General features: G+C 68.9%; 19 protein-coding genes. 11 read left to right on the top strand and 8 right to left on the bottom strand.

Going from position 1 to position 20,304, the window contains the following annotated elements; genetic code table 11:
* From ACP4J3_RS47070 to ACP4J3_RS47085, 4 genes are all read left to right on the top strand, one after another.
* On the top strand, positions 1–1,637 hold a 1,637-nt coding region (locus ACP4J3_RS47070; RefSeq protein ID WP_426543765.1), incomplete at its 5' end, for a polymorphic toxin-type HINT domain-containing protein.
* Positions 1,638–1,647: 10 nt separating this feature from the next.
* The gene (locus tag ACP4J3_RS47075; RefSeq protein ID WP_426543767.1) at positions 1,648–2,964 is read left to right on the top strand and encodes a hypothetical protein; all 1,317 of its coding nucleotides are present in this window, start codon (positions 1,648–1,650) and stop codon (positions 2,962–2,964) included.
* 317 nt (positions 2,965–3,281) lie between these two features.
* On the top strand, positions 3,282–3,488 hold the full coding sequence (locus ACP4J3_RS47080; protein WP_426543769.1) for a hypothetical protein: 207 nt from the start codon (positions 3,282–3,284) through the stop codon (positions 3,486–3,488).
* 60 nt (positions 3,489–3,548) lie between these two features.
* A complete protein-coding gene (locus tag ACP4J3_RS47085; protein ID WP_426543771.1) occupies positions 3,549–3,701 on the top strand; it encodes a hypothetical protein in 153 nt (50 codons plus the stop codon).
* Here ACP4J3_RS47085 and ACP4J3_RS47090 read toward each other — a convergent pair.
* Positions 3,676–4,314 (bottom strand): TetR/AcrR family transcriptional regulator, encoded by a 639-nt coding sequence (locus ACP4J3_RS47090; protein WP_426543773.1) that lies wholly within the window; start codon positions 4,312–4,314, stop codon positions 3,676–3,678. The genes ACP4J3_RS47085 and ACP4J3_RS47090 overlap by 26 nt on opposite strands.
* Before the next feature lie 234 nt (positions 4,315–4,548).
* Here ACP4J3_RS47090 and ACP4J3_RS47095 point away from each other — a divergent pair, with 234 nt between their 5' ends.
* The 5 genes from ACP4J3_RS47095 (at position 4,549) to ACP4J3_RS47115 (ending at position 9,424) form a co-directional block, all read left to right on the top strand.
* Entirely contained in the window at positions 4,549–5,529 is a 981-nt protein-coding gene (locus tag ACP4J3_RS47095) for a tetratricopeptide repeat protein (RefSeq protein ID WP_426543774.1), read from the top strand.
* A gap of 662 nt (positions 5,530–6,191) precedes the next feature.
* On the top strand, positions 6,192–6,851 hold the full coding sequence (locus ACP4J3_RS47100; RefSeq protein WP_426543775.1) for a DUF6230 family protein: 660 nt from the start codon (positions 6,192–6,194) through the stop codon (positions 6,849–6,851).
* Between the two features lie 132 nt (positions 6,852–6,983).
* Complete coding sequence (locus ACP4J3_RS47105; RefSeq protein WP_426543777.1) at positions 6,984–7,547, top strand: DUF6114 domain-containing protein; 564 nt, start codon at positions 6,984–6,986, stop codon at positions 7,545–7,547.
* Positions 7,537–8,934: a hypothetical protein gene (locus ACP4J3_RS47110; RefSeq protein ID WP_426543778.1), complete on the top strand. Its 1,398-nt coding sequence runs from the start codon at positions 7,537–7,539 to the stop codon at positions 8,932–8,934. The genes ACP4J3_RS47105 and ACP4J3_RS47110 overlap by 11 nt, the downstream gene beginning before the upstream one ends.
* Positions 8,935–9,046: 112 nt before the next feature.
* The gene (locus tag ACP4J3_RS47115) at positions 9,047–9,424 is read left to right on the top strand and encodes a hypothetical protein (protein WP_426543779.1); all 378 of its coding nucleotides are present in this window, start codon (positions 9,047–9,049) and stop codon (positions 9,422–9,424) included.
* Positions 9,425–9,504: 80 nt separating this feature from the next.
* On the opposite strand, the gene pyk is transcribed toward ACP4J3_RS47115, so the two are convergent.
* The 3 genes from pyk to pta form a co-directional block, all read right to left on the bottom strand.
* The gene (gene pyk, locus ACP4J3_RS47120) at positions 9,505–10,935 is read right to left on the bottom strand and encodes a pyruvate kinase (RefSeq protein WP_426543780.1); all 1,431 of its coding nucleotides are present in this window, start codon (positions 10,933–10,935) and stop codon (positions 9,505–9,507) included.
* Between the two features lie 86 nt (positions 10,936–11,021).
* Positions 11,022–12,233, bottom strand: a complete 1,212-nt coding sequence (locus tag ACP4J3_RS47125; protein WP_426543782.1) for an acetate kinase — start codon at positions 12,231–12,233, stop codon at positions 11,022–11,024.
* Positions 12,230–14,332, bottom strand: a complete 2,103-nt coding sequence (gene pta / locus ACP4J3_RS47130; protein WP_426543784.1) for a phosphate acetyltransferase — start codon at positions 14,330–14,332, stop codon at positions 12,230–12,232. Before pta ends, ACP4J3_RS47125 begins: the two co-directional genes overlap by 4 nt.
* A 195-nt stretch (positions 14,333–14,527) precedes the next feature.
* On the opposite strand from pta, the gene ACP4J3_RS47135 reads away from it, so the two are divergent.
* Entirely contained in the window at positions 14,528–15,553 is a 1,026-nt protein-coding gene (locus tag ACP4J3_RS47135; protein WP_426543786.1) for an ATP-dependent 6-phosphofructokinase, read from the top strand.
* A 28-nt stretch (positions 15,554–15,581) separates the two neighbouring features.
* Here the strand turns inward: ACP4J3_RS47135 and ACP4J3_RS47140 are convergent, their stop codons facing one another.
* Positions 15,582–16,319, bottom strand: coding sequence for an XRE family transcriptional regulator (locus ACP4J3_RS47140; RefSeq protein ID WP_426543788.1), 738 nt, complete (start codon positions 16,317–16,319; stop codon positions 15,582–15,584).
* A 187-nt stretch (positions 16,320–16,506) separates the two neighbouring features.
* Here ACP4J3_RS47140 and ACP4J3_RS47145 point away from each other — a divergent pair, with 187 nt between their 5' ends.
* Positions 16,507–16,944: a PPOX class F420-dependent oxidoreductase gene (locus ACP4J3_RS47145; protein ID WP_426543790.1), complete on the top strand. Its 438-nt coding sequence runs from the start codon at positions 16,507–16,509 to the stop codon at positions 16,942–16,944.
* A gap of 21 nt (positions 16,945–16,965) precedes the next feature.
* On the opposite strand, the gene ACP4J3_RS47150 is transcribed toward ACP4J3_RS47145, so the two are convergent.
* Genes ACP4J3_RS47150 through ACP4J3_RS47160 form a run of 3 tightly spaced genes read right to left on the bottom strand, consistent with a single transcriptional unit; the run spans position 16,966 to position 20,088 of the window.
* Complete coding sequence (locus ACP4J3_RS47150) at positions 16,966–17,805, bottom strand: carbohydrate ABC transporter permease (RefSeq protein WP_426543792.1); 840 nt, start codon at positions 17,803–17,805, stop codon at positions 16,966–16,968.
* A gap of 5 nt (positions 17,806–17,810) precedes the next feature.
* Positions 17,811–18,698 (bottom strand): carbohydrate ABC transporter permease, encoded by an 888-nt coding sequence (locus tag ACP4J3_RS47155; protein ID WP_426543794.1) that lies wholly within the window; start codon positions 18,696–18,698, stop codon positions 17,811–17,813.
* Positions 18,699–18,708: 10 nt separating this feature from the next.
* On the bottom strand, positions 18,709–20,088 hold the full coding sequence (locus ACP4J3_RS47160) for an extracellular solute-binding protein (RefSeq protein WP_426543796.1): 1,380 nt from the start codon (positions 20,086–20,088) through the stop codon (positions 18,709–18,711).
* Positions 20,089–20,304 lie beyond the last annotated feature (216 nt).

The following is a 20,304-nucleotide window of genomic DNA, read 5'->3' on the forward strand; positions in this document are numbered from 1 at the left end:
CCCGCGCCGCAGCGCAGCGCGCCGACGCCGCCGCCACCGCGGCCGAGGAAGCGGCCAAGGACGCCCAGAAGTACGCCGAGTCCGCCCAGCGGGCGGCGGAGTCCGCCGAACGGAAGGCGGCCAACCAGGTCGTCCAGGACGGCGCCGGAACCGGAGTCGGCGGAGTCTTCTACATCGTTGACAAGATCACCGAGGCGGGACCGGCCAAGCCGCTCGACAAGTGCGAGTACGTGCCCCAGGGCTGCACGGTGACGTACGAGCTGAACCTGAACGTCACGGTCAGCTACTACTTCTGTGTCAACCCCGAGGTCCCCGCCACCGAGTCCGGCTGCCCGAAGTCGGACACGGTCTTCCTCAAGACGGAGACGCTCAGGAATCAGAAGCAGAAGTGGACCCACCACTTCAGCTTCGGAGAGATCACCCGCATCGGCTGGCAGAACCTCTTCGGCGACACGGTCGGCGCCGTCCTGTACGAGATCGTGCTGGGTGACGTCGCCCGCTGCTACCACGGCGACAAGTCGAGCTGCGCCTGGTTCGCGTCCAACTTCATCCCGGGCAAGGTGTTCACGAAGATCGCCGACGGGATCCGCGCGCTCGACGCCGCCATGAAGACGGGGGTCGGGGTCGCGGACGCGTTCAAGGCGCTGAAGGCCCTGGATGTGGACCCGGCGACGCTGGCCAAGCTCGAGGCCGGCGTGAACGCCTACGATGACGTGATCACGACCTGCAAGGTCAACAGTTTCCCGGGCGACACCCTGGTGCTGATGGCCGACGGCAGCCGCCGGGCGATCCGTGACGTGCGGGAGGGCGACCGGGTCATGGCCGGCGACCCGACCACCGGAACCCTGCGGGCCGAGCCCGTCACGGACACCTTCCGGCACGACACTGAACGGCTGGTGACCATCGGCCTGGCCGGCGGCAGCAGCCTGGACACCACCGCCGGTCACAAGATCCGCACGGACGAGCGCGGCTGGGTCCTCGCCTCCGACCTGCGCCCGGGCGACCGGCTGATCGGCGCGGACGGCACGCTCCGCGCCGTGACCGAGGTCCGCGACCGGCCGGGTCTCACCCCGCGCCGGGTGCACGACCTCACCGTGGACGGCCTGCACACGTTCTACGTGCGTACTGAGGGCTCCGCGGCGACGGACGTGATGGTCCACAACTGCATGAACCTGTCGGACGAGGACCTCGCGAGTCTGCCGCAGCGGTACCGGGACGTGATGCACACGCTGAAGGACCACGTCAGGCGGACTCCGCAGCAGGCTCTCGACCTGGCCAGACTGAAGGACGAGCCCAAGACGATCTGGACCAGCGAGGAGATCGCCCAGCAGGCCATCGACCGGGTGGTGGGCGACTACTTCAGCAAGCGGCTCCCGGACGGCACGAAGGTCCTCGACAAGGAGAAGTGGAAGAAGTTCGAGCAGTGGGCCGCGAAAGCCGGCGACATGGAGCAGTACCGGCCGATCACCGGCAAGTGGGATGCCTACCCTTCCCTGGGTAAGACGTACCATCCGAACGGGAGGGTCGAAAACGCTGGCAACACGGTCACGGTGATCCTGATGAAGGTCAAGGGCCACACGGGCAAGGGGCGTGGGGGATACGTCATCAAGACCGCGTACCCCACGGGCACCGCGTAGGACAGGATCCATGCCACAGAATCGTCCGACGTACGTCGCACTGGGCTACTCCGAGGACTTCGGGCTCACCGGTCTGGCGGAGCGGCTGTGCTCCCCGGACCGGACCCGCGCCGGTTCCGCCGACGATCTCCCGGCCGCCCTCGCGGCCGCGGCCGGTCTGGCGGACGGGTCCGACGGCGAGGAGGCCGTGGAACTGGAGGAGGACGCCCGTCGGTTGCTGGACGGTCCGTTGTCGGAGGAGGTCCTCCACACGGTGTGGCTGGCCGCGGTCGGCCGGGTGTTCGATCCGGTCGGCCATGGCATGGACGCGCGCAGCTGGTTGCGGGCGGTCTCGGACCTGGCCACGGCCCGCCTCCGGCAGAACAAGCGCTCCTACGTCCCGCCGCCGGTCCGGCCGGTGCGGGACGAGGAGCTGTGCGGGACTGTCGTGGCGGAGATCCGGGCCCTGGCCCCGGCGCTCACCGCCGCGGCCGGGCTCCCGGACCTCGTCCCGGCCCTGGAGCGGGTGGCCGGACGCACCGACGCCGACCTCGGCCTCCGGCTCTTCCTCCGCGCCCTGAAGGCGTACGCCGTCCGGGTCCCGAAGGAGCAGTACGACAGGTTCCTCGAGCTCGGTGAGCGGCTCGGGTATCCGGTCGCGCTCGTCCGCGACGGCCTCGACGTCGACTGGCCGCCCATCGACACGGAACACCGTGCCACCGACTGGGACTTCGGACTCTCGAAGCTCGCCGGGAACGCGCACCAGGACTGGCGGCAGAGCACCGCCCGCCGGGAGATCCAGTTGGTGGCGTACGCCGACGAGCCCGGCCAGTCCCCCGGCACGGCGGCGGCCCTCCTCCTGGAGGACGCGCTCCGTCTCCTGCACTCCCCGCTGTCCGACGACACGCTCACCACCCTGTGGGTGGCCGTCTCGGACGCGGCCCTGCGCACCGACGGCCGCGCGTGGCTACGCCTGGTCGCAGACGTGTGCGAGGAGCGGCTGAGGAAGACCGCCCCGACCTACATCCCCGAAGTTCCGCCCGCTCGCGCGGACTTGGCGGACCCGGTGTCGCGGGAGCTCCGGGAGACCGCGCTCGCCGTGGCAGACAAGGCCGTCAGCCCTCACTGGCAGCCCCTCCCGGCCGTGGAGGCCATGGCCGCGGTGGAACAGGTCGTGGTCCAGATCGATCCGGATCTGGGATTCCGGCTGTTCCTCCGCGTCCTGCGGGCGCTGTCCGCACCGCTCACGCGGGGACAGTACGAGCGGTACAGGGCCATCGGTGAACGCTTCGGGTACGGGGAGTACCACGTCGACGAGGTCGAGCACCTTGTTCAGTGGGCGACTTGACCTGACCGGGACATGAAGACGATCAAGTGGACGATCCGGGACATGGAACCCTCACTCGGGCAGAAGTGGGTGAGGAAGGTCCGCAGGGAGTGGCTGCCGGCACGACAGTGATCACCAAACTGAAGTACGTGGGCAAGCAGCACAAGCCAAGCAAGTACGTCGTCTACACCTCCTACCTGGAAAGACCTGCTACCCGAAGTGGGGGGCGATACGCGGTGCAGCGTTTCACCGAGTTCGGGTGACGGGCTTCTTCCACCAGGACTGGGTTTACGAGGGAGAAACCGCCGCTGACGTCGTCGCGCAACAGTTGCCGGAGGATGCCTCATGGGTCCTGGCGGTCCGCCGGAGCTCAGTACACGGCGAGCTTCGAGGGGACCTCGGGCTACGAGTGGACCCGCACCGTCGTCGGCCTGTGTGACGCCAGGCTGTCCGCGATGTCCGAGGTGCGTCCACTCACTGGGGTAGACGCGGAGGACGGCTGGTCCCAGAGGGACGCGGTCGTCGCCGAGATCGAGCGGGCGTAGTTCCTGACCACCGAGGTACGCGACGCGCTCGTCCAATGCGCTCGCCATTGCACGCCGGACTTGGCGCTGCGGCTGCTGCTCCGGTGCATCCTCAACACACCGGAGGCACCGCTGCCCCAGGACCGGTACGACCGGCTGGAGGTGGCCGGAACAGCCCTCCACTACGGCGAGTTCGTAATGGACGCCGTCAGGTTCCGGGTGTCGGACTACTGACGGCTGCCGTCAGGCCGTTCAGCAGGAGCGCCGTGAAGCTCTGGGCCCAGGTGGCGTCGACCGGCTCGGCGCTCACCAGGGTGCGGTGGACCACCGCACCCGCGACCACGTCGAAGATCAGGTCCACAGTGCGTGCGGCTTCCTCCGGATCCGGTTCCGGGGGAAGCTCGCCGCGTTTCTGGGCCCGGACGCGGCCCTGAAGGACCAGGTGCTTCTGGCGGTCCACGATCGAGGCGCGGATGCGCTCACGCAGAGCCTCGTCCCTCGTCGACTCCGCCACCACCGCCATCAGCCCGCTCCTCGCCTCCGGGCGGGCCAGGATCGTCGCGAACTGGAGTACGACGCCCTCGATGTCGGCGGCGAGGGTGCCCCGGTCGGGCAGTCGGAGTTCGTCGAAGAGCTCGGCGACCGCGTCGACGACCAGCTCGTTCTTGCCGGACCAGCGGCGATAGAGCGTGGTCTTCGCAACGCCGGCGCGGGTGGCCACGTCTCCCAGGGTGAGCTTGGACCATCCGAGTTCGACCAGTGCCTCCCGCGTCGCCGCCAGGATCGCGGCGTCCGCGGCGGCGCTGCGCGGGCGTCCGGGGCGGGAGGCGGCGGCGCGGCTCTGCATGCCCTGACCATATCCGGGGGGTTTGCTGTGTGGTCGTGAGGGAGATCACGGGTAGGTGGTGTTCCGGAGGGTCGTCCTGCCATTACGCTACGACTCGTATCGAAAGCGATGGTCACAGATGGCCGCAGATGACCACAGGCGTGGGGTGGGGACCCGGCGCCGGGTAGCAACGGGCCGGGAGCGGCTTTCGGGCCACTTTTCACAGACGCGTGCCGAACGGGGGAGGATAGACGCATGCAGCCACGGAACATGTCCATGAGCGGAGTCGTCGACCTCGCCGCGGTGAAGGCGGCCCAGGAGGCCAAGGCGAAGGCGGAGCAGGCGCGCGCCGAGGCCGCCCGGCAGGGCGGGGGCGGCGGTGCAGTGTCGCCCGCCGATCTCGTCATCGATGTCGACGAGGCCGGGTTCGAGCGGGAAGTCCTTCAGCGCTCCGCCGAGGTGCCCGTCGTCATCGACTTCTGGGCCGAGTGGTGCGAGCCCTGCAAGCAGCTCAGCCCGGTCCTCGAGCGCCTCGCCGTCGAGTACAACGGCCGTTTCCTCCTCGCCAAGATCGACGTCGACGCCAACCAGATGCTGATGCAGCAGTTCGGCGTGCAGGGCATCCCCGCCGTGTTCGCCGTCGTCGCCGGGCAGGCGCTGCCGCTCTTCCAGGGGGCGGCCGGCGAGGCGCAGATCCGCGAGACGCTGGACCAGCTCGTCACCGTAGCCGAGCAGCGGTTCGGTCTGACCGGCCTGACGGTTGATGCCGACGCCGAGCCGGGCGGCGCCGCCCAGGCCGCTCCCGCCGCGCCGGCCGGTCCCCACGACGCCCTGCTCGAGGCCGCCGTACAGGCCCTGGACGCGGGCGATTTGGGCGGTGCTGTGCAGGCGTACAAGAACGTACTGAACGAGGATCCGGGGAACTCGGAGGCCAAACTCGGGCTCGCCCAGGCCGAGTTGCTCCAGCGGGTGCAGGGTGCCGATCCGCAGCAGGTGCGCAAGGACGCCGCCGACAAGCCGGCGGACGTGCAGGCGCAGATCGCCGCGGCCGACCTGGATCTGGTGGGCGGGCATGTCGAGGACGCCTTCGGGCGGCTCATCGAGACGGTGCAACGCACGGTGGGTGACGACCGGGACACCGTACGGCTTCGACTGCTGGAGCTGTTCGAGGTCGTGGGCGCCGAGGATCCGCGGGTGGCGGCGGCGCGCAGGGCGCTGGCGCGCGCCTTGTTCTGACGTGTTCGCGAGCGGGGCGGTGGCCCCGTTCTGACCAGTCGCTAAACGCGCGGGCGCGTGTTGCCCGAGTGAAAGAACTGCCGAGAGACGACCAGTGCGGCCGTGCTTTACCAAAACTTGGTAATCACGGCCGCGGTTACTGCGGGTAAGTGGTGGGCATCTTTCTGTCAGATCCTGTCCGGTGATACTCGGATTTGTCCGGTGACCCGAGGGCACCCTGAGTCGCTGCCCGAGACCCGCGGGTCGTTGTTCGGTTATCCGGCCGTTACTACTGAGTAACGAAGCCCCTTGTGCGGGCGGCGAGAATGCACCACGATCGGCCACGCTCGGTCCTTTCCCGTACCCCGACAGCCGGTTGGGTCACGGGAGTTCCTGGGTCCCCACCGAGCAGAGTCGGCGGCAGTGGCGCCGGCTCTTGGACAGGGGGGTCTTCGCCCACTCGGCGAAGCCTGTCCGGCAAGGTTGTGCGTGATGTGTGTCAGGCGCGACCAGTGGTTGTCGCTCGGGGGTGATCGCCGGTGTTTCGGGCGCGGTTCGCGCCTTTCGAGTACGGGCGCTCTCCTTCCCGAGGACGTAGCACTTCTCCCATCCCTGACCGGCTGAGCGGCCGAGTCGACCGTGGCAGCCAGGGTCAGGAGATGTACGTCCGAGAAGGAGGAAATATGGAGTCCCAGGTGCGTGGCGGGACCAGATGGAAGCGGTTCGCTGTGGTCATGGTGCCCAGCGTGGCCGCCACGGCCGCGATAGGTGTCGCCCTCGCGCAGGGCGCTCTTGCCGCGTCGTTCAGTGTGTCGGGGCAGTCGTTCAAGGTCACGGCCAAGGAGCTCAACGGAACGGGCTTCTCCCAGTACGGTGCCGTCGATCCGGGGACCACCCTCTCCGGCGAGAAGACCGCTCACGCGGTGGCGGTCTCGGCGTTCAAGTCGGCGCGCATCGAGAAGATGTGCCAGTCCGTCGTCACTCCGAACGTGCCGTTCCTCGGGGACATCACCCTGAAGCTGACGGCCGGTGACAGCCGTGACGAGGACAAGCAGGTCCACGCCAAGAACCTGTACATCGACGTCGAGGAACTCGACGCGGACGCAGAGTTCAAGGACATCAACATCGGTGTCGCGGCCGGTTCCATGAAGGATGGCCCCGGCCCCGGCATGAAGGGCGGCAAGGAGCAGGCCAACCCGAATGGCTTCGGTCAGGAGGCAGGGTCGGTCAAGCTGACCGGCGTGGAGCAGACGGCGTGGGCGACCACCGCCGGAACCTTCAAGCTGAGCGGTCTGCACATGTCGCTGCACAAGGGCAAGGGCGCCGGCATCGAGTGCTACTGAGCACTCCGTGACGGGCGGGGGAGCCGTGGCGCCCCCGCCCGTCCGCCATCCATCCCGCTCTTCACCCACCCCCCACATCTCCATCGCAGTACACCCTCACTACAGCAACGCCGCACCAGGGAGCTGTTTTCCATGAGCGCCGAGACCTCTGCCGCGCCCGGCCTTGTCACCCGCCGGAGGCTGCAGTTCCGCGCCTGGCGGGGCACCAGGCCGTTCTGGGCTGGCCTGTTCATCATGATCGGCGGCTTTCCGATCATGTACTTCCCGTACGCGAACATCACGATCGGCCACCTGACCCTGGCGATGTCCACCACCGCGGGGGCCGGCTCCCTGATCATCGGTGTGCTGCTCGTCGTGCTGGGCATCAGTCTCTGGTTCCAGAAGCACATCCGGACCTTCGCGGGTGTCGCGGCGATTCTGCTGGGCCTGGTGTCCATCCCGGTGTCCAACTTCGGCGGCTTCATCGTCGGTTTCCTGTTCGCTCTCGTCGGCGGCGCGATGGCCGTGGCGTGGGCGCCGGGCGAGCCCGAGGCGGAGCCCGCCGCGGGCAACACCCCGGCAACGGACGACGCGCCCCAGGCCGCGGACCCGGACACGACGATCCTCAAGCCCGTGAGGGACGGGACGAGCGGGCCGAACGATCTGTCAGGAACGAGCCCGGCGAACGGGGCGAACGGGAGGCACAGTGCCGGCTGACGAGGTGACCCACGGGGCTGATGTGGAAGTGTCCCGTGTGAGAACCGGGCCGCGCCACGCGGCACCCAAGAAGCCGCTGTTCACCAGATTCCACATGCCGGCCGGCAAGGCGATAGCCATGGCCGCGATGCCCACGGCGGTCCTCATGGGCATGGGGTTCACGGCGAGCCTTGCCATCGCCGACAGCGACAGCTCCTCCAAGCCGACGGCGAACAGCCTGACGGCGGACGAGTACAAGGAGTGTGTCGAGGCCCTGGAGGACTCCAAGGACGAGGCGTCCTCGCCCTCGCCGTCGGCGAGCGCCGACAGCGACAAGGACGACGAGGTCAAGCCGACCCCGTCGGCGTCGGCCGGTGGCCAGGACTCCGCGGACTCCTCCGACTCCTCGGGTTCCTCTGGCTCTTCCGGCTCGGGCGGCTCCTCCGCGTCGGATTCAGGTTCCGACGACGAGGCCGAGCCCACGCCGTCCCCGTCCGAGAGCAATTCGGGCGAGGACCAGTCGGGCGACGCCGCCGCCACGCCGAGCCCTTCGCCGTCCGAGGGCGGCGGCAACCTCCTGGAGGACATAGGCGACGCGATCACCGGCCTGTTCACGGGTGGCGCAGGCTCGTCGGACACCGCGAGCCCGACGCCGTCCGCGTCGCCGAGCACGAGCGAGGACACGTCGTCCGACGCGTCGGCCAAGGGCACGTCCGACACCGTCAAGGAGACCACCGACAAGGTCACCGACTCGGTGAAGGACACTGTCGAGGACACGACCGACACGGTGAAGGACACCGTCAAGGACACGACCGACACGGCGTCCAAGGCGGCCGAGGACACCACCGAGACGGCCGAGAAGGCGGCCGAGGACGCTGCGGACAAGGCCACCGCCTCACCCAGCCCGTCCGCGAGCCCCACCGTGGACCCGGACGCGTGCCCAGCCGCCACCGACGACGAGGGCGGCGTCGACAACGAGCAGTTCGTGGCGGACGACCCCTGGTACCTGGAGGCCAGCTCGCTGACCCTCAAGGGCGCGGACTACCAGGGCATCGTCGAGGTGAAGACCGCCAACGGCACCAAGAAGAAGGTCCTGAAGTACGTCATATCCGACGGCACCGACATCGGCGACCTGCACCAGATCGTCAAGGACAAGCAGGCCGGCAAGACCTACCACGTGCAGGCGGCCAAGGGCTCGACGTCGACGATCACCGGCGGCAAGACGGTGATGTACACCGAGAGCATCTCGGGCAACCTGCTCGGTCTGATCCCGGTCACGTTCGACCCGGAGCACCCGCCGCCGCTGAACATCCCCTGGATCTACTTCACCAACGTGAAGGTCACCCAGGCCGGCCAGTTCGGCGGAACGCTGACCGTGCCTGGACTGCACCAGTACACCACCGACTGAGCCCCCAAAGCCCGTTCGGGAGCCGCACCCGGCTGTGGCCCGGCCCTCCACACACGAGGTCCGGGCCACAGCTCTGCCGTAGTAGCCGAAGGAGTAAAGGCTGAGAACCCGGTTGAAACTGACCCGCGACGGCGACGCGTTCATCGCCCGGCTCGCGCCCTCCCAGGTATCGGCGATGTACGAGGCGCTGAGCTATCTGCGCCACAGGGACCCCAGTGATACGGAGCTGACCCTGCTGGTCGGCGCGGGGCGGGAGGCGGTCGACGCGCTCCTGGAGCGCCTGTCCGGACGGCACACGAAGTCACGCGACTTCCGCCTCACCATCGAGGAACTCCACATGGTGCACAGCGCGCTGACCGCCGCGCCCACGATGTTCCTCACCCGGGGCGGCGGGTTCGTGGAGGAGCCGTTCCATATCCGCCTGGGCTTCTACCGGGAGAACTTCGACGTCTTGGCGCTTGCGCTTACCCAAGCGGCTGCCGAGGCGTGACAGCGGCGTGAGCCACTGAGCGCACAAAAGGGCGCCCCCTGCCGACAAGCAGGGGGCGCCCTCAGTGCCATACAAGACGGTTAGTCCCGCGCCCCGCCCCCCAGGTGATGCACCCGCACCATGTTCGTAGTCCCCGGCACCCCAGGCGGCGACCCCGCCGTGATCACCACGATGTCGCCCTCGTTGAACAGCCCCAGCTTCACGATCTCCTGGTCCACCAGGTCGACCATCTCGTCGGTGCTGTTGACGAACGGGACCACGTGTGGCTCGACGCCCCAGCTCAGGGTCATCTGGTTGCGGGTGGACTCGTCCGTGGTGAACGCGACGATCGGCTGGGCGGCGCGATAGCGGCACAGGCGGCGGGCGGTGTCGCCGGACTGGGTGAAGGCGACCAGGCCCCTGCCGCCGAGGAAGTCGGCGATCTCGCAGGCGGCGCGGGCGACCGAACCACCCTGGGTGCGCGGCTTCTTGCCGGGGACCAGGGGCTGCAGGCCCTTGGCGAGCAGTTCCTGCTCGGCCGCGGCGACGATCTTCGACATCGTCCTGACCGTCTCGATCGGGTACGCGCCCACGCTCGACTCCGCCGACAGCATGACCGCGTCCGCGCCGTCCAGGATCGCGTTGGCCACGTCGGAGGCCTCGGCGCGGGTCGGGCGGGAGTTGGTGATCATCGACTCCATCATCTGGGTCGCCACGATCACCGGCTTGGCGTTGCGCCGGCACAGTTCGATCAGGCGCTTCTGGACCATGGGGACCTTTTCGAGCGGGTACTCGACGGCCAGGTCGCCGCGCGCGACCATCACGCCGTCGAACGCCAGCACGACGTCCTCCATGTTCGCCACCGCCTGCGGCTTCTCGACCTTGGCGATGACCGGGACGCGGCGGCCGACCTCGTCCATGACCTTGTGCACGTCCTGCACGTCGTTGGCATCCCGCACGAAGGACAGGGCGACCAGGTCGCAGCCCATGCGGAGGGCGAAGCGGAGGTCCTCTACGTCCTTTTCGCTCAGCGCCGGGACGTTCACCGCCGCGCCGGGCAGGTTGATGCCCTTGTGGTCGGAGACGACGCCGCCCTCGATGACGATCGTCCGAACCCGGGGGCCCTCGACCTCGGTGACCTTCAGTTCGACGTTGCCGTCGTTGATGAGGATCTGGTCGCCCTTGGCGACATCGCCTGGCAGGCCCTTGTAGGTCGTCCCGCAGATCTGCTTGTCACCCGGGACGTCCTCGGTCGTGATGACGAACTCGTCACCGCGCTCCAACTCGACCGGGCCCTCGGCGAAGGTCTCCAGGCGGATCTTCGGCCCCTGGAGGTCGGCGAGGACGCCGATGGCGCGGCCGGTCTCCTCGGCGGCGGCCCTCAGGCGTTCGTACCGCCCCTGGTGGTCTTCGTGCGTGCCGTGGCTGAAGTTGAAGCGGGCCACATTCATGCCGGCCTCGATCAGCGCGACAAGCTGTTCGTGGGAGTCGACCGCGGGGCCGAGAGTACAGACGATTTTCGAACGGCGCATGGGACGATCCTATCGGTTTGTTTCGCTACGGAATATTCCGTCTGGCGGAAGATACAAATGAGCTGTGCATTGCTCAGCCGTGTTACTCAGGCGTTGCCCACCAGCGCGTAGGTCTGCGTCGCGATCTCCAGTTCTTCATCCGTCGGTACCACGGCGACCGCCACCCTCGCGCCGGCGGGGGAGATCAGCCGCGGCTCGTCGGCGCGTACGGCGTTCAGCTCGGCGTCCACCGCGAGGCCCAGTTGTTCCAGGCCGGCCAGGGCGGCCTCACGTACCGGCGCCGCGTTCTCGCCGACCCCGGCCGTGAACGCGATCGCGTCCACCGTGCCGAGCACCGCGTAATAGGCGCCGATGTACTTCTTCAGCCGGTGAATGTAGATGTCGAAGGCCAATTGGGCCCTCTCGTCACCCTCGTCGTCGATCCGCCGGCGGATCTCCCGCATGTCGTTGTCGCCGCACAGGCCGATCAATCCGCTCTTCTTGTTGAGAAGAGTGTCGATTTCCTCGATGGACATTTCACCAACCCGCGCCAAATGGAAGATGACGGCGGGATCCAGGTCACCGGAGCGTGTACCCATCACCAGGCCCTCCAAAGGCGTCAGCCCCATGGAGGTGTCCACGCAACGACCGCCCCGCACGGCCGACGCCGACGCGCCGTTGCCGAGGTGCAGCACGATGACGTTCACGTCCTCGGGCGCCTTGCCCAGCAGCTTCGCGGTCGCCCGGGAGACGTATGCGTGCGAGGTGCCGTGGAAGCCGTAGCGGCGGATCCGGTGCCGGTCGGCGGTCTCCACGTCGATCGCGTAGCGCGCGGCCGACTCCGGCATCGTGGTGTGGAACGCGGTGTCGAAGACGGCGACCTGGGGCAGGTCGGGGCGCAGGTGCCGGGCGGTGCGGATGCCGGTGAGGTTGGCCGGGTTGTGCAGCGGGGCCACCGGTATCAGGCGCTCGATCTCGGCGAGCACGGCGTCGTCGATGACGGTCGGCTCGGTGAAGTGCTTGCCGCCGTGCACCACCCGGTGGCCGATCGCGGCCAGCTCGGGCGAGTCGAGGCCGAGGCCGTCCTTGGCGAGCTGCGCCGACACGGCCTTGAGCGCCGCCTCGTGGTCGGCGATCGGCCCGGTCCACTCACGACTCTCGCCGCCGTTCCCCATCGGGGTGTGCCTGAGCCGGGAGCTCTCCTCGCCGATGCGCTCGACGAGGCCCACGGCCAGCCGGCTGCTGTCGCGCATGTCGAGCAACTGGTACTTCACCGACGAGGAGCCGGAGTTGAGGACGAGGATGCGGGACGAACTCACTGGGCGGTGGCCTTCTCGTGGAGGGACGGGGCGGGGGACTGGGCCTGGATGGCGGTGATGGCGACGGTGGTCACGATGTCCTGGACGAGGGCGCCCCGGGACAGGTCGTTGACCGGCTTGCGCAGACCCTGCAGCACCGGTCCGACGGCGATCGCGCCGGCCGAGCGCTGCACGGCCTTGTAGGTGTTGTTACCCGTATTGAGGTCAGGGAAGATCAAAACCGTTGCCTGCCCCGCCACCTCGGATTCCGGCAGCTTGGTCGCGGCGACCGACGGCTCGACCGCGGCGTCGTACTGGATGGGCCCCTCGATCTTCAGATCGGGCCGCCGCGCGCGCACCAGCTCGGTCGCCTCGCGCACTTTGTCGACGTCGGCGCCCGTCCCGGACGTACCCGTCGAGTACGACAGCATCGCGATGCGGGGCGCCACGCCGAACCCCTGGGCGGTGGCCGCCGACTGAATGGCGATGTCGGCCAGTTGCTCGGCGTTCGGATCCGGGTTCACCGCGCAGTCGCCGTAGACCAGGACCCGGTCGGCGAGGCACATGAAGAAGACGGACGAGACGATGTCGGCGTCCGGCTTCGTCTTGATGATCTCGAAGGCGGGCCGGATGGTCGCCGCCGTCGAGTGGACCGACCCCGACACCATGCCGTCGGCCAGCCCCTCCTGCACCATCAGCGTCCCGAAGTAGTTCACGTCCGAGACGACGTCGTACGCCAGCTCCACCGTGACCCCCTTGTGGGCGCGGAACCGGGCGTACTTCTCGGCGAAGGCGTCGCGCAGCTCGCTGGTCGCCGGGTCGATGAGCTGGGCGTCGCCCAGGTCGATACCGAGGTCGGCGGCCCTTTTGCGGATCTGGTCGACGGGGCCGAGGAGGGTGAGGTCGCACACCCCGCGCCGCAGCAGCACCTCCGCCGCGTGCAGGACGCGCGGCTCGGTGCCCTCGGGCAGCACGATGCGGCGCATGTTCGAGCGGGCCTGCTCCAGCAGCTTGTGTTCGAACATCATCGGCGTGACCCGGTCGGTGCTCGGCGCCGAGACCCGCTTCAGCAGCTCGCCGGTGTCGACGTACCGCTCGAACAGGCCCAGCGCGGTCTCCGCCTTGCGCGGGGTGGCCGCGTTCAACTTCCCCTCCAGGGCGAAGAGCTGCTCGGCGGTGGGGAAGCTGTAGCCCGGCACCGACAGCACCGGGGTGCCCGGGGCGAGACGGCCGGCGAGGGTGAGGATCTCGTCGCCGGGGCGCTCGTCCAGGGTGAGCAGCACACCGGCGATCGGCGGGGTGCCGGCGCTGTGCGCGGCCAGCGAGCCGACGACCAGGTCGGCGCGGTCGCCCGGCGTGACGACCAGGCAGCCCGGGGTCAGGGCGTTCAGGAAGTTCGGCAGCATCGCGCCGCCGAACACGAAGTCCAGCGCGTCGCGCGCGAGCCCCGAGTCGTCGCCGAGCAGGACCTTGGCGTCCAGGGACTGGGCGATCTGCGAGACCGTCGGCGCGGACAGGGCGGGCTCGTCCGGTACGACGTAACAGGGCACCGGCAGCCGTGAGTCGAGCCGCTCGGCGATCTCCTCCCGGTCGGCCCGGGCGACCCGGTTGGTGACCATGGCGAGCACGTCGCAGCCCAGGGTCTCGTACGCCCGGTAGGCGTTGCGCGTCTCGGCGAGCACCGACTCGGTGTTCTGCTTGCGCCCGCCCACGACGGGTATCACGGACGCGCCGAACTCGTTGGCGAGCCGGGCGTTGAGCGACAGCTCGTCCGGGAGCTGGGTGTCGGCGTAGTCGGTGCCGAGGACGAGGATGACGTCGTAGTCGCGGGTGACGGCGTGGAAGCGGTCGACGAGCGTGGACACCAGCTCGTCCGTCCCGCGCTCGGCCTGGAGGGCGGACGCCTCGTGGTAGTCCATGCCGTAGACCGTCGCCGGGTCCTGGGAGAGGCGATAGCGGGCCCGCAGCAGCTCGAACAGACGGTCGGGAGAGTGATGGACCAGCGGCCGGAACACCCCCACCCGGTCGACCTGCCGGGTCAGAAGCTCCATGACCCCCAGTTCGACGACCTGGCGGCCGTCGCCGCGGTCGATGCCGGTCACGTACACGCTGCGCGTCACGCGTGGTCTCCCTCTCATCATCTGTAGTCCATCGACGGGGTCGCAAAATCGCCCAGTGAGGTGAGCGAAACCCTCTTGACAATACCCTTGGCGGTGGATAAGGCGCCCGTCAGTGCGGCTGCGACACCGCCCTCGGCGACATGAAACAATCGGACTGGCTCACCGGTACCGACAGCGACCAGGAGACACAGCACGATGCGCATCGGAGTTCTCACCGCAGGCGGCGACTGCCCCGGCCTGAACGCAGTGATCCGGTCGGTCGTGCACCGGGCCGTCGCGGACCACGGCGACGAGGTGATCGGCTTCGAGGACGGATACGCGGGCCTGCTGGACGGCCACTATCGCCGCCTCGACCTGGAGGCGGTCAGCGGCATCCTGGCCCGTGGCGGCACCATCCTGGGCTCGTCCCGGCTGGAGCGCGACCGGTTGCGCGAGGCCTGCGAGAGCGCCCCCGACATCGCCCGTGACTTCGGCATCGACGCGCTGATCCCGATCGGCGGCGAGGGCACGCTGACCGCGGCCCGCATGCTGTCCGACGCCGGTCTGCCGGTCGTCGGGGTGCCGAAGACGATCGACAACGACATCTCCTCGACGGACCGTACCTTCGGCTTCGACACGGCCGTCGGCGTCGCCACCGAGGCCATGGACCGCCTGAAGACGACGGCGGAGTCCCACCAGCGCGTGATGGTCGTCGAGGTAATGGGCCGCCACGCCGGCTGGATCGCGCTGGAGTCCGGCATGGCCGCCGGCGCGCACGGCATCTGCCTCCCGGAGCGCCCGTTCGACCCCGCCGACCTCGTGAAGATGGTCGAGGAGCGCTTCTCGCGCGGCAAGAAGTTCGCCGTGATCTGCGTCGCGGAAGGCGCCCACCCCGCCGACGGCACCATGGACTACGGCAAGGGCGAGATCGACCAGTACGGCCACGAGCGCTTCCAGGGCATCGGCACCGCGCTCGCCTTCGAGCTGGAGCGCCGCCTCGGCAAGGAGGCCAAGCCGGTCATTCTCGGCCACGTCCAGCGCGGCGGCACCCCGACCGCGTACGACAGGGTGCTCGCCACCCGCTTCGGCTGGCACGCGGTGGAGGCCGCGCACCGGGGCGAGTTCGGCAGGATGACCGCGCTGCGCGGTACGGACATCGTGCTGGTGCCGCTGGCGGAGGCGGTCACCGAGCTGAAGACGGTGCCGAAGGACCGGATGGACGAGGCGGAGTCGGTCTTCTAGACCCGGGCTCTCCACCGTCTTCCGGGCCTCAGGGTCCGTTGCCCTGGACCGCCGTCCAGAAGTGCTCCACGATCCGGTCCATGAACTCGAGGCCGGCCGCCCCGGCCTCACCGCTGCCGCCGCCCCAGCTCAGCGTGGCGGTCATCTGCCCCTGGTAGACCTGGTGCAGCTCCTGGAGGCTGGTCTCCAGCAGGCGCCGGTCCAGGGGCACCACCTTGCCGACCGGGCGCACATACGCCTGCCAGCGCGTCGTCACGGCACTGCGCAGCAGCTCGGCGAGCCTGGTCTCGCGGCCCGTGACAGTGATGAAGTCGGGCAGCGTCAGGGCGAGGACATCGGCGAGGGCGGCGCACTGGCGGTCGGTGCCGTGCCAGGCGTCGTCCTCCTCCATGTGGAGATAGGCGAGGACCTCGTGCCCGACGGCACGGGCCACGTCCTCGGGCGCGAGGCCCCGGGCGATCCGGTGCTCGCGCAGCGTCCGCGGCCTGCCGAGCAGCTCGCCCGGCGAGCACCACAGCACCCCCGCGAGGGCGGTGAGCTCGTGGTTGGTGGGGGAGGCGAGCTCGCGTTCCCAGGCGATGACGAGGTCCTCGGTGACGTAGGGGAGTCCGTACGAGGTCCGCAGGCCGTGGGCGACGTGCTCGGGGCCCATGTTGAGGCCGGCGCGCAGTCTGCGGGCGGCGGGGGCGTTGAACGGGGGAGTGGGTGGTTTGCGGCGGCTGGAGCGGCTGGGGGGCTGGTTCGGTTGGGCTGGGGGTCGGCGCACGGCCCTCAACGTAGGGCGGTAGGGGTGGGGTGACTACGGTCTGTTCGGCCAGGATCACGGATTGTAGGAAGCTACGGCTACTCGCGGGTTCGCGGCTGGCTGAAGATCGTCTGTCGACCCGCCGGGGTGACGGCCAGGATGGCGCCGGGGCGTCACGGTGGCACCCCGCGGAAGGTGGTGACCGTCGGTGAACGGCAAGCTCAACGGGCATATTCGCGAGCGTCTCCTCGCACCGAACTTCTGGCACCTCGCCACGGTGGGCCCCGACGGGATGCCGCAGGTATCGCCCATGTGGGCGGACATCGAAGGTGAGTACGTCATGGTCAACACGTCCATCGGGCGGGTGAAGGTGGACAACCTGCGGCTCAATCCCAACGTTTCGCTGTCCCACCACGACGCCGAGAACCCGTACGACCGGGCCGAGATCCGGGGTCGAGTCGTGCGGTTCGTGGAGGGGGAGGAGGCGCTGCGGGCCATGGACCGGCTGACGCAGAAGTACATCGGGGAGGAGCGGTATCCGTGGCTGCTGCCGGGGGAGCGGCGAGTGATGCTGCTGATCGAGCCGGTGCGGGTGCGCAGGGTCGTGGGGGTGGAGGCGTTCCGGGCCGGGGTGCTGCCCGAGTGACGTTCACCACGCTCACCACCCTCACCCCTTGACCGCCCCGCTCAGGGCGAAGCCGCCGCCCAGTCGCCGGGCGACCAGTACGTACAGCAGGATCACCGGCGTCGAGTACACGATGGAGAACGCCGCGAGCTGGCCGTACGCCACCATCCCGCGGTTGCCGAAGAAGTCGTTGATGCTCACGGACGCCGGCATCTGGTCGGGGCTCAGCAGGAGCATGAACGGGACGAAGAAGTTGCCCCACATCATGACGAAGGAGAAGACCGTCACCACGGCGACTCCGGGCCCCATGAGCGGCAGCACGACCCTGAGGAGCGACTGGAGCGAGGACGCCCCGTCCGTCCAGGCGGCCTCCTCCAGCTCCTTGGGCACGCCGTCCATGAAGTTCTTCATCAGCCAGATGGCGAACGGCAGTTGGGAGGCGGCGAAGAAGAAGATCGTCCCCTGCATGGTGTCGATCAGGTTCACCCGTACGAACAGGGCGTACACCGGCACCATGATCGCCGTGATCGGCAGGCTCGTCGCGAACAGGATCGTGAGCAGGAACGGGCGGTTGAAGCGGGAGCGGAACCGGGAGAGCGGGTAGGCGGCGAGCGCCGCGCACCCGACCGTGAGGGCCGTGCCGCCGCCGCACAGCAGCAGGCTGTTCAGCAGCGGTGTGAAGGTGATCTCCGGGGTCAGGACCGCGTCGAAGTTGTCCAGGGTCAGGCCGTCCGGCACCTTCACCCGGAGGTTCGCGCCGGTGTCGAGGGAGGACAGCACCACCCAGGCCAGCGGGAGCACGAACGCGGCGGCCAGCGCCAGCAGCCCGGCGTCGGCGGCCAGTCGGTGCGTGGTCCTGCGGGATGCGAGAGAGCGCGGCATGGGCGTCAGACCTCCGTGCGCAGCAGACGCAGATAGACCACCGAGAACAGCGAGCCCACCACCAGCAGCAGGAGGGCGACCGCGGTGCCGTAGCCGATCATGCTCTTCTGGAACGCCTCCTCGTACATGAACAGCGGCAGCGTCTGGCTCTTGCCGCCCGGGCCGCCCCGCGTCATCACCCAGATCAGCCCGAAGACGGACAGGGTCTGGAGGGTGATCAGCATGAGGTTGGTGCCGATGGAGCGGCGGATCATCGGCAGGGTGATGTGCCACAGACGGCGCCAGCCGCCGGCGCCGTCGACCTCCGCGGCCTCGGTGATCTCCTTGGGGATCTCGCCCAGGGCCGCCGTGTAGACCAGCATCGAGAAGGCCGTGCCCCGCCAGACGTTGGCGAACGACACCGCCAGGATGGGCAGGGTGAACAGCCAGTTCTGGGTGGGCAGGTGCAGCCACTCCAGGATGGAGTTCAGGGTGCCCTCGCGGCGGAAGAAGGCGTAGAGGAGAAACCCGGCGACGACCTCCGGCAGCACCCAGGCCGTGATGACGATGCCGCCGGTGAGGGTGCGGACGGGCTTCGAGGCGCGCCGCATCAGCATGGCCAGGCCCAGTCCGACCGTGTTCTGGCCGAGCAGGGCCGAGACGACGGTGAAGACGAGGGTGAGCCAGACCGCGTTGCGGAACGCCTCGTCGCCGAACGCCGTACGGAAGTTGTCGAAGCCGACGAACGACTCCTCGGCCTGGCCGGTGAGCTGGAGGTCGGTGAAGGCGATCCAGGCGCAGTAGGCGATGGGGCCGGCGAGGAAGAGGACCAGCAGGACGACGGCGGGGGAGACGGGGAGGGCGCGGGTGAGGGAGCGGGTGCGCGGGCGGGCGAGGGGGCGGGCGTTCCTCATGGGTGTGCGGTCATTTCTGGATCACCTGGCCGTCGGCCGCCGCCTTCAGCTCCTCGTCGTACCCCTTCGCCGCGTCGTCGACCGACATGTCACCCGTCGTCACACCCTCCATCGCCTCCTGTACGGCGGTGGAGACCTTCGGGTACGCCGGGTAGGCGGGCCGGTAGTGGGTGCTGGCCACGAGGTCCGTGAAGAACTTGATGCCGGGCTGGGCGTCGATGTAGGCGGGGTCGTTGGCGACGTCCTGCCGTACGGCGATGCCGGAGTTGGCGACGTACCACTTCTGGGCGTTCGCCTTCGTCTGCATCGTCTTGATGAACTCGAAGGCGAGGTCGGGGTTGCCCGCCTTCGCCGGGATGGACCAGGTCCATCCGCCGGACATGCTCACCTTGCCGGGGGCCTGGCCGTTCTGGGTGGGCATGGCGGCGAGGCCGAGCTCGTCGGACCACTCGGGCCATTCGTGGCCGCTGCCGGGCAGCCAGTCCTGCGGGAGCCAGGAGCCGTCGAGGGCGATGGCGAGCTTGCCCTGCGGCAGCCACTCGCCGCGCACGCGGGTCATGACGTTGGGGTCGAGGGCGTCGGAGACGTCCGGAGCGAGCTTCTCCTTGTAGACGGTCTCGACGAACTCGAGCGAGTCCTTGAAGCCTTGGCTGCCGGCGACCCACTTCTTGGTGGACTTGTCGTAGAGGGGGTCGGTCGTGCCGTCGTCCGTGGTGCCGTAAAGGAGCATCTCGAACGTCTGCATGGTGGCGGCCTCGCCGACGGGTTTGCCGGTGTAGACGTTGAGGGGGATGACGTCGGGGACCTTTTGTTTGATGGTGCGGGCGGCGTCGAGGATTTCTTCCCAGGTCTTCGGCTGCCAGTCGGCGGGCAGGCCGGCCTTGGCGAAGATGTCCTTGCTGAACCACAGCCCCCGGGTGTCCGTGCCGTCCGGGACGCCGTACGTCTTGCCGTCCTCGCCCTTGGCCGCGGTCTTCGCCGTGTCGATGAAGTGGTCCCAGTCCTTCCACTGGGAGAGGTAGGGGTCGAGGGGCTTCAAGTACCCGCTGGTGATGTCCGAGTTGATGAGGAAGGTGTCCTCGTAGACCAGGTCGGGGGCGGTCTTGGGGGAGCGGAGCATCTGCTGGAGCTTGGTGTAGTACTCCGAGTCCGGGGCCTTGATGGGCACGAACTCGACCTTCTTGCCCGGGTTGGCCTTCTCGAACTGGGTCTTGATGTCCGCGAGGTAGGTGTCCATCACCTTGATGGAGTTGTCCGTGGACTGTTTGAAGGAGACCTTGACGGTGTCCGGATCACTGCCGGAGCCACCGCCGCACGCGGTGAGGGCGCCGGCGGCGACCACGGTGGCGGCGAGGAGTGTGGGGAGGGCGGCGGTGGGGCGCACGGGCATGACCTCCTGCGAACGCACTTCGTTGTGGCGCGGGGATGGCTGCCCGGTGAACGTAGGTTGAGTGGTCTAGTCAGGTCAATGCCCCTGCGGTGGATTGAGGACGGTGGCTTGGGCAGGTCGCAGACGAAGGGGGCCGTCGAACTCGTCGTCGACCTGCTCGCCTCCTGCGTGTACCGCTGTGCGCGCTCGTCGTGTACCGGGCCGGCGACGTACATC

It is taken from the genome of Streptomyces sp. UG1 (genome assembly GCF_049974585.1).
Lineage (GTDB): Bacteria > Actinomycetota > Actinomycetes > Streptomycetales > Streptomycetaceae > Streptomyces.